Origin of the sequence: Leifsonia sp. 563, assembly GCF_040545055.1 — a bacterium.
GTDB lineage: Bacteria > Actinomycetota > Actinomycetes > Actinomycetales > Microbacteriaceae > Leifsonia.
This window is the reverse complement of record NZ_JBEPLE010000002.1, coordinates 345,672-359,585: the sequence shown is the minus strand read 5'-3', so window position 1 is coordinate 359,585 and position 13,914 is coordinate 345,672. Positions and strand designations below refer to the sequence as shown.

Sequence of the window (13,914 nt, the reverse complement as noted above, 5' to 3'; positions counted from 1 at the left end):
GGTGTCCAGGCTAGCTGGCACGACGGACACGCTTCCTCGGTCTCCGCACGACGGTCCTCAGACGCGCGCGGCGAGGCGGTCGCGGATCTCCGCGGCGATCTCCTCGACGGGCCGGCTCGCATCCACGACCAGGAAGCGCTCGGGCTCCTGTTCGGCCAGCGCGAGGTAGCCGGCGCGGACGCGGGCGTGGAAGTCCGAGCGTTCCGCCTCCAGGCGGTCGTACCGGGTGCGCGCGGAGTCGAGCCGGGTGCGCGCGGTGTCCTCGTCGAGGTCGAGCAGGATGGTGAGGTCCGGCAGCAACCCCTCGGCCGCCCACAGGGAGAGGTCGCGGATCTGCTGGGCGTCGAGGACGCGCCCGGCGCCCTGGTAGGCGACGGAGGAGTCGATGTAGCGGTCCTGGACGACGATGTCGCCGCGGGACAGGGCCGGACGGACCACCGTGGCGATGTGGTGCGCCCGGTCGGCTGCGTAGAGGAGCGCCTCGGCACGCGGCGCGATGTCTCCGCGGTGGTGGAGGACGATCTCGCGGATCTCGACGCCGGCGTCCGTGCCGCCCGGCTCGCGGGTGCGCACGACAGTGCGGCCTCGCCCGGTGAGCCACTCCTCCAAGAGCGCCGCCTGCGTGGACTTGCCGACCCCGTCGCCGCCCTCGAGCGTGATGAAGAGGCCCTCGCTCACTCGGCGGACTTCTTCGCCGCGGCGGTCGTGGACTTCTTGGCCGCCGGCTTCTTGGCCGTCGTCTTGGCGGCCGTCGTCTTGGCTGCAGCGGTCTTCCGCGCCGGCTTCTTGGCCGGTCCCTTCGCTCGCTTGTCGGCGAGCAGCTGGACCGCGCGGTCGAAGTCGACCTCGTCCACGGTCTCGCCGCGCGGGATCGTGGCGTTGGTCTCACCGTCGGTTACGTACGGGCCGAAGCGGCCGTCCTTCACGCGGATCGGCTTGCCGCTGACCGGATCGGCGTCGAACTCCTTGAGGGCGCTCGACGCCCGGCGGTTGCCGTACTTGGGCTGAGCGAACAGTTCCAGCGCGCCCGGCAGGTCGATGTCGAAGATGTCGTCCTCGCTCGGGAGCGACCGGGTGTCGGCGCCCTTCTTGAGGTACGGGCCGTAGCGGCCGTTCTGCGCCTGGATCTCTTCCCCGCTCTCCGGGTCGGCTCCCACGACGCGCGGGAGGTCGAGCAGTTTGAGCGCGGTGTCCAGGTCGAGGGTCGCCAGATCCATCGACTTGAAGAGGGATGCCGTCCGCGGCTTGGCGGCGGCGGCCTTCTTGGTCTTCGCCGGCTCCTTCACCTCGCCGGTCTTGGGATCGGCTGCCGCTTCGTCCTCGGGGTCGGCCTCGGTGACGTACGGTCCGAAGCGGCCGTCCTTGGCGAGGACGAGCTTGCCGTTCTCGGGGTTCGTCCCGAGCACGCGGTCGGTCTGGACCGGCGCCTCGATCAGCTCGTGCGCCTTGGCGGGAGTGAGCTCGTCGGGAGCGAGCTCCGGCGGGATGTTGACGCGGCGCGGCTGGGCGTCGGGACCGGCGTCGGGCTCGGACACCTCGAGGTAGGGGCCGTATTTGCCGATGCGGAGCGTCACTCCGTCGTCGATGGCGATGGAGTTGATGCTGCGGGCGTCGATGTCGCCGAGGTTGTCGATGACCCGTCGGAGGCCCTTGTGCTTGTCGCTGCCGAAGTAGAAGCTGTTCAGCCAGTCGATGCGCTCGGCCTCGCCGTCGGCGATGCGGTCGAGGTCGTCCTCCATCTCGGCGGTGAAGTCGTACTGCACCAGGTCGCCGAAGTAGTCCTCGAGCAGCCGGACGACCGAGAAGGCGACCCAGCTCGGGACGAGGGACTGACCGCGCTGGGTCACGTATCCGCGGTCGATGATGGTGGAGATGATGCTCGCGAAGGTGGAGGGGCGCCCGATCCCGAGCTCTTCGAGCGTCTTGACGAGGCTCGCCTCCGTGTAGCGCGGTGGCGGGGTGGTCTCGTGGCCGTCGGCGGCGATGTCGCGGACGGTCAGAGCCTGCTTCTCGGTGAGCGGCGGAAGCTTGGCCTCGGCCGAGTCGTTGCTGTTGCGCTCCTCGTCCCGGCTCTCCTCGTAGGCGTTCAGGAAGCCTCGGAACGTGATCACGGTGCCGCTGGCCGTGAACTCGGCCACGGTGCCGTCGAGCGGTCCTTCCGAGACGCGCGCCTCGACGGTGACGGATGCCGTCTGGCCTTTCGCGTCGGCCATCTGGGAGGCGACGGTCCGCTTCCAGATCAGCTCGTACAGGCGCAGCTCGGGTCCGCGCAGCGAGCGCTCCAGCTCGGCAGGGGTGCGGAAGGTCTCGCCCGACGGACGGATCGCCTCGTGCGCCTCCTGCGCGTTCTTGCTCTTGGATGCGTAGGTGCGCGGCTTGTCGGGGACCGTCTCCGGGCCGTACAGCTTCGCCGCCTGCGTCCGCGCAGCGTTCGTCGCCTGCTGCGACAGCGACGCGGAGTCGGTGCGCATATAGGTGATGTACCCGTTCTCGTAGAGAGTCTGCGCGACACTCATCGTCTGCCGCGCGGAGAAGCGGAGCTTGCGCGCCGCCTCCTGCTGGAGGGTCGAGGTGGTGAACGGCGCGGCGGGACGCCGCGAGTAGGGCTTGGAGTCGACCTTGGAGACGGCGACGGCCGTGCTCGGCTGACGGATCGCCGCCGCGAGCGTGGTCGCGGAGGCCTCGTCGAGCGTCCGGGCTTTCGTGGTGAGGCGGCCGTGGTCGTCGAAATCGCGGCCGGTGGCGACGCGGTCGCCGTCGATCCGGGCGAGGCGTGCCTCGAAGGCGTTCGCGTCTTCCGGAGCCAGCTGTGCGGTCAGTCCCCAGTACGAGGCCGGGACGAACGCCAGGCGCTCGCGCTCGCGGTCGACCACGAGCCGGGTGGCCGCGGACTGGACGCGGCCGGCCGAGAGGCCTGGTCCGACCTTGCGCCAGAGGACGGGCGACACCTCGTAGCCGTAGAGCCGGTCGAGGATGCGGCGGGTCTCCTGAGCGTCGACGAGAGCCGTGTCGATCTCGCGGGTGTTGTCGCGAGCCTTCTCGATGGCCTCGCGGGTGATCTCGTGGAAGACCATCCGCTTGACGGGCACCTTGGGCTTCAGCACCTCGACGAGGTGCCAGGCGATGGCCTCTCCTTCGCGGTCCTCATCCGTTGCGAGGAGGAGTTCGTCGGCGTTCTTGAGAGCACGCTTGAGGTCGGCGACCGTCTTCTTCTTCTGGTCGGACACCACGTAGTAGGGCTCGAACTCGTTCTCGACGTCGACGGAGAACTTGCCCAGCGACCCCTTCTTGAGCTCGGGCGGCAGGTTCTTCGGCTCGATGAGGTCGCGGATGTGCCCGACCGAGGCCATGACCTCGTAGCCGTCGCCGAGATACTGGGCGATCGACTTCACCTTGTTCGGAGACTCGACGATGACGAGCTTCTTCGTGTCAGGCACCTGACTCCTCTTATATATGCACACACTGTGTCGCCACAGCTCACGGTTGTCGTCACGACTGGACCGGCGTGGCGCGCTCCCCCTGAAGGCGCCGATCCATTGTTGGGATGGTCCGTGCGGCCGACAGGCAAACCATACACACCTTCGCCGCTTGTCCGCCTAATCGAGTGTTCGGCGTTCGCCGTCGGCGCAGCCCCAGGCGGACGCCCTCCCGCGCCGGACCGAACAGACGGCCCCAGGGACGGAGCACCCGCCGACCCTATGCCGACGATCCCGTCGGGAGGACAATACGTGTATGGCAACGACGATGATGTACACCGCCAAATTGATCGACGGACCCCTGGAGGGCAAGACGATCTCGACCGGTTTCCTCGACTCCGGCGACGCCCGCCCTCGCCTGGAGATCTCGGCACCCGTGGGCTCCAAGCACTACCTCTATGTGAGAGCGTCGGGGGCCGAGTTCGAATACGCTTCCGATGACGGCCGCGGGCAGCGCCCCACCGCCGTCTCATACCGCTACCTCGAGACCGTCTTCGACTGACCGGAACCCGTCGGCGTCGCGCGGACACCTCCGGCTTCGGAACCTACCCGCCGGGCGGTCCGGCACGCGCCGATGCCGTCGAGGCGAAGGCGAGGTACGGGGTGGATGTGGTCACGGTGACCACCGTCCCGTTCTGATCGCAGTCGGTCATCGCCGCTCCGTTCAGCTGCGCGATGCTCTGGGCCACGTCGCAGGGCACCCCTCCCGCACGGCCGCTCGCCACGTCGGCGCCGGCCAGCGCCGCCAGGTCGGCCGCCATGGCTGCGCGCGCGTGCGCCGCTCCGGCTCCGACCACCGCGACTCCGCCCGTCGCCACGGTGACGATCGCGCACACCGCTGCGAGCGCGAGCACCGAGCCGCTCCCCCGGTCCGAATGCAGCGCAGCCACGACCGCCGACCGGCAACCGGGCGACTCGGACACCCTCCCTTTCATCCCGCCTCCGCCTCGTCCAGGGCGCACGCCCTCGCGCTGAGCAGGACGCCGAGACGGCTGAGAGCCGTGTCGCCTGCCGCCGTCAGTCGAACGCATACGGTCCGCCCCTCCCTCTCGACCATCGCTGTCGCTCCAGCCGGGATCGAACCACCCGGGTCGTCTCCCCTCCCCTCCAACCGCGCTGCTGCGGCCGCCCCGGCCACGAGTGATCCGTACTGAACCGCTCCATGGAGAGCGCCGATGCAGAGCGCGAGACACGCGAGCACCGCCGGGAGTGCGACCGCGAACTCGGCCGTCACGCTGCCCCGCTCGTCGCGGAGCTCTCGGACGGACGTGACGCGGACCGTCATCCGCCCGACAGCGCACGATGCACCAGGTCGGAGAGGATTCCTTTCACTTCATCGCCCTTCAACAGGGCGACAAGGAGCCCGGCGAACCCGACAGCGGCCAGGATCGTGATGGCGTATTCGGCGGTCGCCGCGCCCCGGTCGTCGGCGAGTCGTCGCCGGAACGGTCGGCCGAATCGTCGGCCGAATCGTCGCCCGAGTCGCCGCAGCGGGGATCGCCCGTCGGTGCCGAGGGAACGCGGAACGCCCTCGCCCGTTCGTTCTTCGATCGTCATGTGCTTCATGACTCCATCCTTCGGTTCGGGGCCGCCCGGCGGATGCGGGACGGCCGATCTGTGGACAGTCATCGCAGACCCGCAGTTGTGGACGACAACAGGGACAGCACCAGCGGCGCCACGGCCAGCAACAGGAAGCTGGGGAGGACACAGGCGCCCAAGGGCACCATCAGCCGGACGCCGAGCGTGGTTGCGCGTCGACGACCCTCGGCCCTGGCCATTCGGCGCTGCTGGCGCGCGGCGGCGGTCAGCAGCTCGCCGGCGGGTGCCCCGGCCGCGGAGGCCAGCCGGAGTACTCGTGCGGCACCTCGCTCATCCAGCGAGCCAAGCCCGGATTCCTCCGCGGCCTCCCTCACGATCTCCCGCGCCGCGCCGATCGACACGCCACCGGCCAATCCGACGGCGATGAGCTCCTCCGCAAGCCCCTGCGGCAGCGGGCGGGCGACCGCGCGCGTGACCAGCGCGCGCATCCACCACCGACCGGCCAGCATGAGCAGAACGCCAGCACCGACGGATATCGCGCCGGGTGCCGACCCCAGTGCGCCCACGAGGTCCGCTCCGAGCGCTCCAGCCAGTACCGCCCCGACCGCCGGCAACCACGAGACGAGCCGCGCCGTCGCGCGGGGACCGCTCAGGGCGACGTCCACCTCCCGTTCCGTCTCCGCCGCGTCTCTCAGCGTCTCCGCCATCGCACGCAGCGCGTGGCCCAGCGGTGCGCCCGTCCGTTCGGCGACCCGCCACGCCACCGCGAGCATGCGGACGTCGTCGGTGTCGGCTGCCTGCAGAAGAGCGGACGCGCACGACGGCTGATGCCTGAGGGCATTCGCGACCCGATCCGCCAGAGGATGCGCTCCGTACCCGGCAGCGGCCTCCCAGGCCGACCGCGGGGGCAGTCCTGCGTCGAGCAGCACGGCGATCGACTCGGCGAGTGCGGCGACAGCATCCGGCTGGGCTCCGGCCGGTGCGCGCGCTCGTCTCACGGTCCCGACCCGGCGCGGGCGGCATCGTCGTCGCCGCCCACACCGCCGCGGGCGCCGAGCGGCGTGATCGCCAATCGGCCCGCTCCATCCAGGTGCAGCCGTCCGAAGCCCGAGACCTTCCTCACGCCGTCGGCCCTCGACAGGTGCACGACCAGCCCGATCGCACTCACCGCCTGCCTCGCTAACGCGTGGTCGTCCAGCCCGGCCAATGCGCCCAGCGCTTCGAGCCGGGCGGGAACGTCCTCCAGCGAGTTCGCGTGCAGAGTCCCGGCGCCACCGTCGTGGCCGGTATTGAGCGCGGCGAGAAGGTCACGCACCTCCTCACCCCGGCACTCGCCGAGTACGAGCCTGTCCGGGCGCATCCTCAGGGCCTCGCGCACCAGCCGGCGCAGATCGACGCCGCCGGCACCTTCGAGGTTCGGCTGCCGGGTCTCAAGACCGACGACGTGCGGATGATGGATGCGCAGCTCCGCGACATCCTCGATCACCACGATCCGCTCATCCGGAGGGGCGTTCCCGAGGAGCGCCGCCAGGAGCGTGGTCTTGCCCGCGCCACCTGCGCCGGTGATCAGCAGGTTCGTCCTGGCGCGGACGGCCTGCAGCAGCCGATCCCGTTCGAGCGGCTCCATACCGCCGCGGGCGACCAGCTCGTCCAGAGTCGGCTGCTCCCGCGCTGGCACGCGGATCGACAGCAGCGCGCCCCCGGTCGACACCGGTGGGAGGACCGCATGGACCCGCACGCCGCCGGTCAGCCGGACATCGACGAACGGAGTCGCCTCATCGATGTGGCGACCACCCGCGGCGATCAGCCGCACCGCCAACTCGCGCGCGCTCGACCGGTCGGCGCGCCAGCCGCCCTCCCGCCGTAACCCGTCCGGTGGCCCATCGCTCCACAGCTCCCCCGATGCGGTCACGAAGAGGTCGGTGACCCCGGGGCGCAGGAGGTAAGGAGCGAGTGGTCCGAAGGTGCGCCAGAGTCCGGGAGACTCGTCGCCGCGCTGGTGGTTCGTCATGCGACGACGCTAGAGATGGCATACCCACGGCCGGCGACTCTCCATCACATCGGTGGAGAAGTCACCGCGGCATCCGGCTGTGAACAACCGCCCGGAGGAGTCGACCTGCCGGTTAAAAAAGGGGGGCCGCACCTATTGGGGGGAACAGGTGCGGCCACTGCGGCGCAGGATTGGGGGGAATCGATTGCGCCGCACGCACGAATTTACATTCGGCCGGGGTCCAGTTTACGCAGAATCGATGCAAACGCAAGTCTCCTGGGGCGGTCGCTCGAGCAGGTTGTAGAGTCAGGCATTGTCGCGCCACGACCCGTATCGACCGCATCGCAAAGGAGCGAAAAGACTCCCCATGAGCAACACAATCGACAACCTGCTGCATGAAGCCCGCCGGTTCCCACCGAGCGACGAGTTCGCCGCGAACGCGATCGCCGACGCGGGCCTGTACGAGCGCGCGGCCGCCGACCGGCTGGGATTCTGGGCCGACCAGGCTCGCGAGCTGCTGCACTGGCACACGCCGTTCACGCGCACGCTCGACTGGAGCGAGCCTCCCTTCGCCAAGTGGTTCGACGACGGCGAGCTGAACGTCGCCTACAACTGCCTCGACCGGCATGTGCTTGCCGGCAACGGTGACCGTGTCGCGATCCACTGGGAGGGCGAACCGGGCGACACCCGCACGATCACGTACGCCGAGCTGACGGCCGAGGTGAAGAAGGCGGCCAACCTGCTCACCAGTCTGGGCATCCGCGCGGGCGACCGCGTGGCGATCTACCTCCCGATGATCCCCGAGGCCGTCATCGCGATGCTCGCCGTCGCACGGATCGGCGCCGTGCACTCCGTCGTCTTCGGCGGATTCAGCGCCGAGAGCCTCCGCTCGCGTATCGACGACGCGGAGGCGAAACTCGTCATCACCGCGGACGGCGGCTGGCGCAAGGGCCGCGTCTTCCCCCTGAAGGACGCGGTGGATGCGGCGCTCACCGGCGACGCGACAACGGTCGAGCACGTGCTCGTGGTCAAGCGCGGCGAGAACGAGGTGGCCTGGACCGAGGGCCGCGACCTGTGGTGGCACGACGAGCTCGCGCTTGTCGACGCCGATCACGTGGCGAAGGCGTTCCCGGCCGAGCAGCCCCTCTTCATCCTCTACACGTCCGGCACGACGGGTAAGCCGAAGGGCATCCTGCACACCACCGGCGGGTACCTGACGCAGGCCTCGTTCACCCACAAGTTCGTCTTCGACCTCCACCCCGAGTCCGACGTCTACTGGTGCAGCGCCGACGTGGGATGGATCACCGGCCACACATACGTCGTCTACGGGCCGCTCGCGAACGGCGCGACCCAGGTGATGTACGAGGGCACGCCCGAGACGCCGCACCCCGGCCGCTGGTGGGAGCTGATCGAGAAGTACAAGGTCTCGATCTTCTACACCGCGCCGACCGCTATCCGCTCGTTCATGAAGCTGGGCCGCCAGCACCCTCAGCAGTTCGACCTGTCGAGCCTGCGCGTCCTCGGCTCGGTCGGTGAGCCGATCAACCCGGAAGCGTGGATGTGGTACCGCGAGGTCATCGGCGGCGACACGACCCCGATCGTGGACACCTGGTGGCAGACCGAGACCGGCGCGATCATGGTCTCGGCCCTCCCGGGGGTCACGACGCTGAAGCCGGGGAGCGCCCAGGTGCCCCTGCCGGGCATCTCGATCGACATCCTCGACGAGTCGGGCACACCCGTCGGCAAGGATCAGGGCGGCCTGCTGGTCGTCACGGAACCGTGGCCGAGCATGCTGCGCGGCATCTGGGGAGACCCGGAGCGCTTCAAGGAGACCTACTGGTCGAAGTTCGGCGACAAGTACTTCGCCGGCGATGGCGCGCGCTACGACAAGGACGGCGACATCTGGCTGCTGGGCAGGGTGGACGACGTCATGAACGTCTCGGGCCACCGCCTGTCGACGGCGGAGATCGAGTCCGCCCTGGTCGCGCATCCCTTCACGGCGGAGGCTGCAGTCGTCGGCGCGAACGACGAGACGACCGGACAGGCCGTCGTCGCGTTCGTGATCATCAAGCAGAACCAGCTGGAGCAGGCCGGCGCGATGGATGTCGCGGCCGAGCTGCGCAAGCACGTCGCGGAGCAGATCGGTGCGATCGCGCGCCCCCGTGACATCTTCATCGTCACGGAGCTGCCCAAGACGCGATCGGGCAAGATCATGCGGCGCCTGCTGCGGGATGTGGCCGAGGGCCGGGAGGTCGGCGACACCACCACCCTGGCGGACACCGCGGTGATGAGTTCGATCCAGGCCAAGCTCTCCTAGCCGGAGACGACGAAGGGGCGGCACCGGTCGGTGTCGCCCCTTCGTCGTATCCGCGCTCAGTCGACGGCGAGGATCAGCTCCACCTCGACCGGCGCGTCGAGGGGCAGCACAGCGACGCCCACGGCGGAGCGGGCGTGGACTCCGGCGTCGCCGAAGATCTCGCCGAGCACCTCGGACGCCCCGTTGATGACCGCAGGCTGGCCGGTGAATGCGGGATCGGACGAGACGAAGCCGACGACCTTCACCACACGGGTCACTCGACCGAGGGAGCCGAGGACGCTCTTCGCGGCGGCAAGCGCGTTCAACGCGCAGATCCGCGCGTACTCCTTGGCATCGGCGGGCGCGACGAGGCCGGCGCCCTCACCGACCTTGCCGGTCGCCGGAAGAGCTCCGGCCACCATCGGCAGCTGCCCCGAGGTGTAGACGTGGTGCCCGTCGAGCACCGCCGGCGTGTATGCCGCGACCGGCGGGACCACGTCCGGCAGGTCGATCCCGAGCTGGGCGAGACGCGCCTCGACGTCCGCCATCAGGCCTGCTCCCCATCCGTCACGGGGCGCTTCAGGTAGGCGACGAGTCCGCCCTCCGGACCGGTGACGATCTGCACGAGCTCCCAACCCTCCGACCCCCAGTTGTTCAGGATCGCTGCGGTGTTGTGGATCATCAGCGGGGTGGTCAGGTACTCCCAGCGCGGCATCGTGCTCCTCGGATCGGGGGATTTTGCAGGTTCATCACCTACTCTGATCCTATGTCTGCGCAAAAACCACAGGCTAGAGGTGTGCTCGGCGCCGCCGGTGCGTTCATCGGCATGAGTGTTGTGGCCGGTCTTCTGGTCACCGCCGCTGTCACGCCTGCGATCGCTGTGACGGGGATGGCGGCCAATAACAGCATCGGCGTGTTCGAGGGACTCCCGGAGTACCTGAACGTCGACCAGCTGGCTCAGCCGACCACCATCTATGCCAAGAACGGCGACCAGGACGTCCCGCTCGCCACCTTCTACTCCCAGAACCGCCTGCCGGTCGCGTTCGACCAGATCTCGCAGGCGGCGAAGGATGCCGCGATCGCGGGTGAAGACCCTCGCTTCTACACCCACGGCGGTGTCGACATCCAGGGCACCGTGCGCGGTGTGCTCTCCACCGTCGCCGGTGGGGGTGTTCAGGGTGGTTCCTCGATCACCCAGCAGTACGTGAAGAACGTGCTGCTGCAGAAGTGCGAGGCGCTCCCGGTGAAGTCCAAGGAGCAGAAGGCCAAGTACCAGCAGTGCGTAGATGACTCCACGGGCGTGTCTCCCGACCGAAAGGTCAAGGAGATGAAGTACGCGATCGGCATCGAGAAGAAGTACACCAAGGACCAGATCCTGGTCGGGTACCTGAACATCGCAGGCTTCGGTGGCACCGTCTACGGCATCGAGGCCGCAGCGCATTACTACTACAACACCACCGCGGCAGCGCTGACGCCTGCGCAGGCGGCCAGCCTGATCGCGATCGTGAACGAGCCGACCAGCCTGAAGATCGACAACCCCGGTTCGGAGACCAACGGCGCCGCGAACGGCTACGCGAAGAACAAGGAGCGCCGCGACTACATCCTCCAGAAGATGTACCAGTACAAGCGCCTCACGAAGGCGCAGTACGAGGAAGCGGTCAAGACCCCGATCCAGCCGGCGATCACCCCCTCCGAGCGCGGCTGCCAGACCGCGGGCGGGTCGGCGTACTTCTGCGACTACGTCCAGAAGATCATCCTCAACGACCCCACCTTCGGCGCCGACGAGGACACTCGCGCCTCCAACTTCAACCGGGGTGGTTACAAGATCTACACCAGCCTCGACCTCCAGCTGCAGCAGGTCGCCGAGGAGACCATCAACTCCTACGTGCCCCAGGTGTACGACAGAGCGAATATCGGCGGTGTGCTCGTCGGAGTCGAGCCCGGCACCGGACGCGTCCTCTACATGGCGCAGAACAAGACGTACAGCCAAGATCCCGAGGTCCTGAACCAGGGCAAGCAGTTCACCTCCGTCAATTACGCCACCGATCAGAATTACGGAGGCTCGAACGGCTTCCAGGTGGGATCGACGTACAAGGTGTTCACCCTTGCCGAATGGCTCAAGCAGGGTCACTCGCTGAACGAGACGGTGAACGCGAATGTGCGCACCTACACGAAGTTCAAGAACTCGTGCACAGGTGACTGGAGCGGCACCTGGAAACCCACCAACGACTCAGGCGGCGAAGAGGGTATCCGGAGCGCCCAGAACGCGACGACCAACTCGATCAACACCGCCTTCGTCGCCATGGCGAGCCAGCTCGACCTGTGCGAGATCAAGAAGGACGCGGAAGCCTTCGGAGTCCACACCGCGACCGGTGGCGAGTTGAACTCCGACCCGGCTTCGGTCCTGGGTACCAACACGGTCTCGCCCCTTACCATGGCCACGGCGTTCGCGGGCATCGCGAACAACGGCATGACCTGCTCCCCCATCGCGATCGACAAGATCGTCGACGGCAACGGCAAGGCGGTCCCGCCCCCCGCGACGAAGTGCGCTCAGTCCGTCGACCCGGCCATCGCGAACACGATGGCGAAGGCCCTGCAGGGCCCGATCCAGAACGGCACTGCGGCCGGCATGAACCGCACCGGCAAGGACATGCTCGGCAAGACGGGTACCACCGACGGCAACGAGCAGCTCTGGCTGGTCGCGTCGACGACGAAGGTCGCCGGCGCCTACTGGGTGGGCAACATCTCGGGTCATGTGGACATGCGCCGCATCTACCCGACGCACGGAACCACGCCCGCGATCGCCCGAACGGCCGTCATGCGAACGATGATGACGGCGGCGGTCGGCAAGTACGGCGGCGACGACTTCCCGGCGGCTCCCGACAAGCTGACGCGTGGCGTCCAGGTGGCCATCCCCGATCTGACCGGCAAGACGCCCGACGAGGCGAAGGCGATCCTGACGGGTCTCGGACTGGACTCGGCCGACGGCGGCCCGCAGGACTCGGTCGCCCCCGCCGGAACGATCTCGGCAACGGATCCGCCCGCCGGTACGCAGGTCAGCAAGGGCACGCCCATTACCCTGTTCACCAGCAACGGGTCCCTCGTAGCCGTCCCGAACGTGGTGGGCCAGAAGTACGGCGACGCTCTCGCGACGCTGACTGCCGCCGGATTCAAGGTGAAGACCGCGGGCGGCAACAGTCCGACCGCGACCGTTCAGGCTCAGGATCCCGCCGGCAATGCCCCTGCCAAGCCGGGAACCCAGGTGACCCTGACCCTGACCGCACCCGCCGTCCAGCCGACACCGGGCACGGGCGGATAGTGGCGCGCGGAGTCCTCCGACCGGCGGCGTCCGCCCTGGCGTTCCTCGCCGGGGCGGGCGCCGCCGCGTTCGCCTATGGGTCGCTGGTGGAGCGTCGCGCGTACACGCTGCGCGAGGTGAGCGCGCCGGTCCTTCCGGCCGGGGCGCAGCCGATCCGCGTGCTCCACCTGTCCGACCTGCACATGGCGCCCTGGCAGCGCGACAAGCAGGAGTGGATCCGCTCCCTCGCCCGGCTGAAGCCGGACCTGATCGTCGAGACCGGAGACGTGCTCGGCCATGCCCGGGGCCTCGAGGGCGTCCGTGCCGCCTACGACGGCTTCCGCGGCATCCCGGGCGTCTTCGTGCACGGATCCAACGACTACTTCGGCCCGCAGGCGAAGAACCCGCTGAAGTACTTCCTCGGCCCGTCGAAGAAGCGCCCGTCGACCGCCCCGCGGCTCGACACGGCCGCCCTGACGGCGTACTTCCGCGATCTGGGCTGGACCGACCTGGACAACCGGGCAGCCGGCCTGGAGATCCGGGGAACGCACCTCGAGTTCTTCGGTGTCGACGACCCGCACATCCGTTTCGACCGGGTGGAGGCCATCCCCGGCGCTCTGGACCAGCTGCGCGAGGACGACCCGTTCTCGGACGACAACGCCTGGCCGGATGAGGGCCCGAGCGAGCAGCGGCAGGCGGTCACCATCGGTGTCACGCATTCGCCGTACCGTCGCATCCTCGACGCCTTCGTCACCTACGGTGCGTCGATGATCTTCGCGGGCCACACCCACGGCGGTCAGGTCTGCGTTCCGGGGTTCGGCGCGCTGGTCACGAACTGCGACATCCCACGCGCACAGGTGAAGGGGTTGAGCGTCTGGCGCCATGCCTTCCGCTCTGCGTACCTCAACGTGTCGGCGGGCCTCGGCACGTCGATCTTCGCGCCGGTGCGCTTCGCCTGCCGCCCGGAGGCGTCGCTGGTCACGCTGACGCCCGCGCCGTGAAGCGAGGTGCCGAGCAGGGTGCTGTGGTCATGACCACTCCCCCGCTCGTGTATCCTGGATGAGGCCTTCGGGGTGTGGCGCAGCTTGGTAGCGCGCTTCGTTCGGGACGAAGAGGCCGCAGGTTCAAATCCTGTCACCCCGACGTAATGAAAAAGTGAAGGCCCCCGGCTCGCGATGCGAGCCGGGGGCCTTCACTTTTTCATTACTCGCTGGTGTCTACCGGGGTCCCCGCCCGCGAGGGGCCCCGGGCGCCGCTCCGAGCGCCAGCGAGGACCGGCGTCCGGGGTAGCGGGTGGGGCGCACCGCGCGACTTC

Annotated in this window: 13 protein-coding genes and 1 tRNA gene; 5 read left to right on the top strand and 9 right to left on the bottom strand. The window is 68.9% G+C overall.

Annotated features, from left to right (window positions below):
• Positions 1-57: 57 nt before the first annotated feature.
• Positions 58-678, bottom strand: coding sequence for a dTMP kinase (gene tmk, locus ABIC47_RS08690; protein WP_309856934.1), 621 nt, complete (start codon positions 676-678; stop codon positions 58-60).
• Positions 675-3,437 carry a type I DNA topoisomerase gene (gene topA, locus ABIC47_RS08685; protein ID WP_354479450.1) on the bottom strand — a complete coding sequence of 921 codons (2,763 nt, stop codon included), beginning with the start codon at positions 3,435-3,437 and terminating at the stop codon, positions 675-677. The genes tmk and topA overlap by 4 nt, the downstream gene beginning before the upstream one ends.
• A 295-nt stretch (positions 3,438-3,732) precedes the next feature.
• Between topA and ABIC47_RS08680 the strand changes: the two genes are divergently transcribed.
• Positions 3,733-3,978, top strand: a complete 246-nt coding sequence (locus ABIC47_RS08680) for a hypothetical protein (RefSeq protein WP_354479447.1) — start codon at positions 3,733-3,735, stop codon at positions 3,976-3,978.
• A gap of 43 nt (positions 3,979-4,021) precedes the next feature.
• On the opposite strand, the gene ABIC47_RS08675 is transcribed toward ABIC47_RS08680, so the two are convergent.
• Genes ABIC47_RS08675 through ABIC47_RS08655 form a run of 5 tightly spaced genes read right to left on the bottom strand, consistent with a single transcriptional unit; the run spans position 4,022 to position 7,026 of the window.
• On the bottom strand, positions 4,022-4,399 hold the full coding sequence (locus ABIC47_RS08675; RefSeq protein WP_354479444.1) for an Rv3654c family TadE-like protein: 378 nt from the start codon (positions 4,397-4,399) through the stop codon (positions 4,022-4,024).
• A gap of 8 nt (positions 4,400-4,407) precedes the next feature.
• Positions 4,408-4,761 (bottom strand): hypothetical protein, encoded by a 354-nt coding sequence (locus tag ABIC47_RS08670; RefSeq protein WP_354479441.1) that lies wholly within the window; start codon positions 4,759-4,761, stop codon positions 4,408-4,410.
• A complete protein-coding gene (locus ABIC47_RS08665; RefSeq protein WP_354479439.1) occupies positions 4,758-5,042 on the bottom strand; it encodes a DUF4244 domain-containing protein in 285 nt (94 codons plus the stop codon). The genes ABIC47_RS08670 and ABIC47_RS08665 overlap by 4 nt, the downstream gene beginning before the upstream one ends.
• A 59-nt stretch (positions 5,043-5,101) precedes the next feature.
• Complete coding sequence (locus ABIC47_RS08660) at positions 5,102-6,013, bottom strand: type II secretion system F family protein (RefSeq protein ID WP_354479436.1); 912 nt, start codon at positions 6,011-6,013, stop codon at positions 5,102-5,104.
• Complete coding sequence (locus ABIC47_RS08655; protein WP_354479433.1) at positions 6,010-7,026, bottom strand: TadA family conjugal transfer-associated ATPase; 1,017 nt, start codon at positions 7,024-7,026, stop codon at positions 6,010-6,012. The genes ABIC47_RS08660 and ABIC47_RS08655 overlap by 4 nt, the downstream gene beginning before the upstream one ends.
• 346 nt (positions 7,027-7,372) lie before the next feature.
• On the opposite strand from ABIC47_RS08655, the gene acs reads away from it, so the two are divergent.
• Positions 7,373-9,322: an acetate--CoA ligase gene (gene acs / locus ABIC47_RS08650; protein WP_354479430.1), complete on the top strand. Its 1,950-nt coding sequence runs from the start codon at positions 7,373-7,375 to the stop codon at positions 9,320-9,322.
• A gap of 56 nt (positions 9,323-9,378) precedes the next feature.
• Here acs and ABIC47_RS08645 read toward each other — a convergent pair whose 3' ends face one another.
• Together ABIC47_RS08645 and sp36 are read right to left on the bottom strand one after the other, a co-directional pair.
• The gene (locus tag ABIC47_RS08645) at positions 9,379-9,849 is read right to left on the bottom strand and encodes a RidA family protein (protein WP_354479427.1); all 471 of its coding nucleotides are present in this window, start codon (positions 9,847-9,849) and stop codon (positions 9,379-9,381) included.
• Positions 9,849-10,016 (bottom strand): Sp36 family protein, encoded by a 168-nt coding sequence (gene sp36 / locus ABIC47_RS08640; RefSeq protein WP_157694628.1) that lies wholly within the window; start codon positions 10,014-10,016, stop codon positions 9,849-9,851. The genes ABIC47_RS08645 and sp36 overlap by 1 nt, the downstream gene beginning before the upstream one ends.
• Before the next feature lie 81 nt (positions 10,017-10,097).
• Between sp36 and ABIC47_RS08635 the strand changes: the two genes are divergently transcribed.
• From ABIC47_RS08635 to ABIC47_RS08625, 3 genes are all read left to right on the top strand, one after another.
• On the top strand, positions 10,098-12,620 hold the full coding sequence (locus tag ABIC47_RS08635) for a transglycosylase domain-containing protein (RefSeq protein WP_354479424.1): 2,523 nt from the start codon (positions 10,098-10,100) through the stop codon (positions 12,618-12,620).
• Positions 12,620-13,600, top strand: coding sequence for a metallophosphoesterase (locus ABIC47_RS08630; protein ID WP_354479421.1), 981 nt, complete (start codon positions 12,620-12,622; stop codon positions 13,598-13,600). The genes ABIC47_RS08635 and ABIC47_RS08630 overlap by 1 nt, the downstream gene beginning before the upstream one ends.
• A gap of 68 nt (positions 13,601-13,668) precedes the next feature.
• Positions 13,669-13,742, top strand: a tRNA-Pro gene (locus ABIC47_RS08625).
• Positions 13,743-13,914 lie beyond the last annotated feature (172 nt).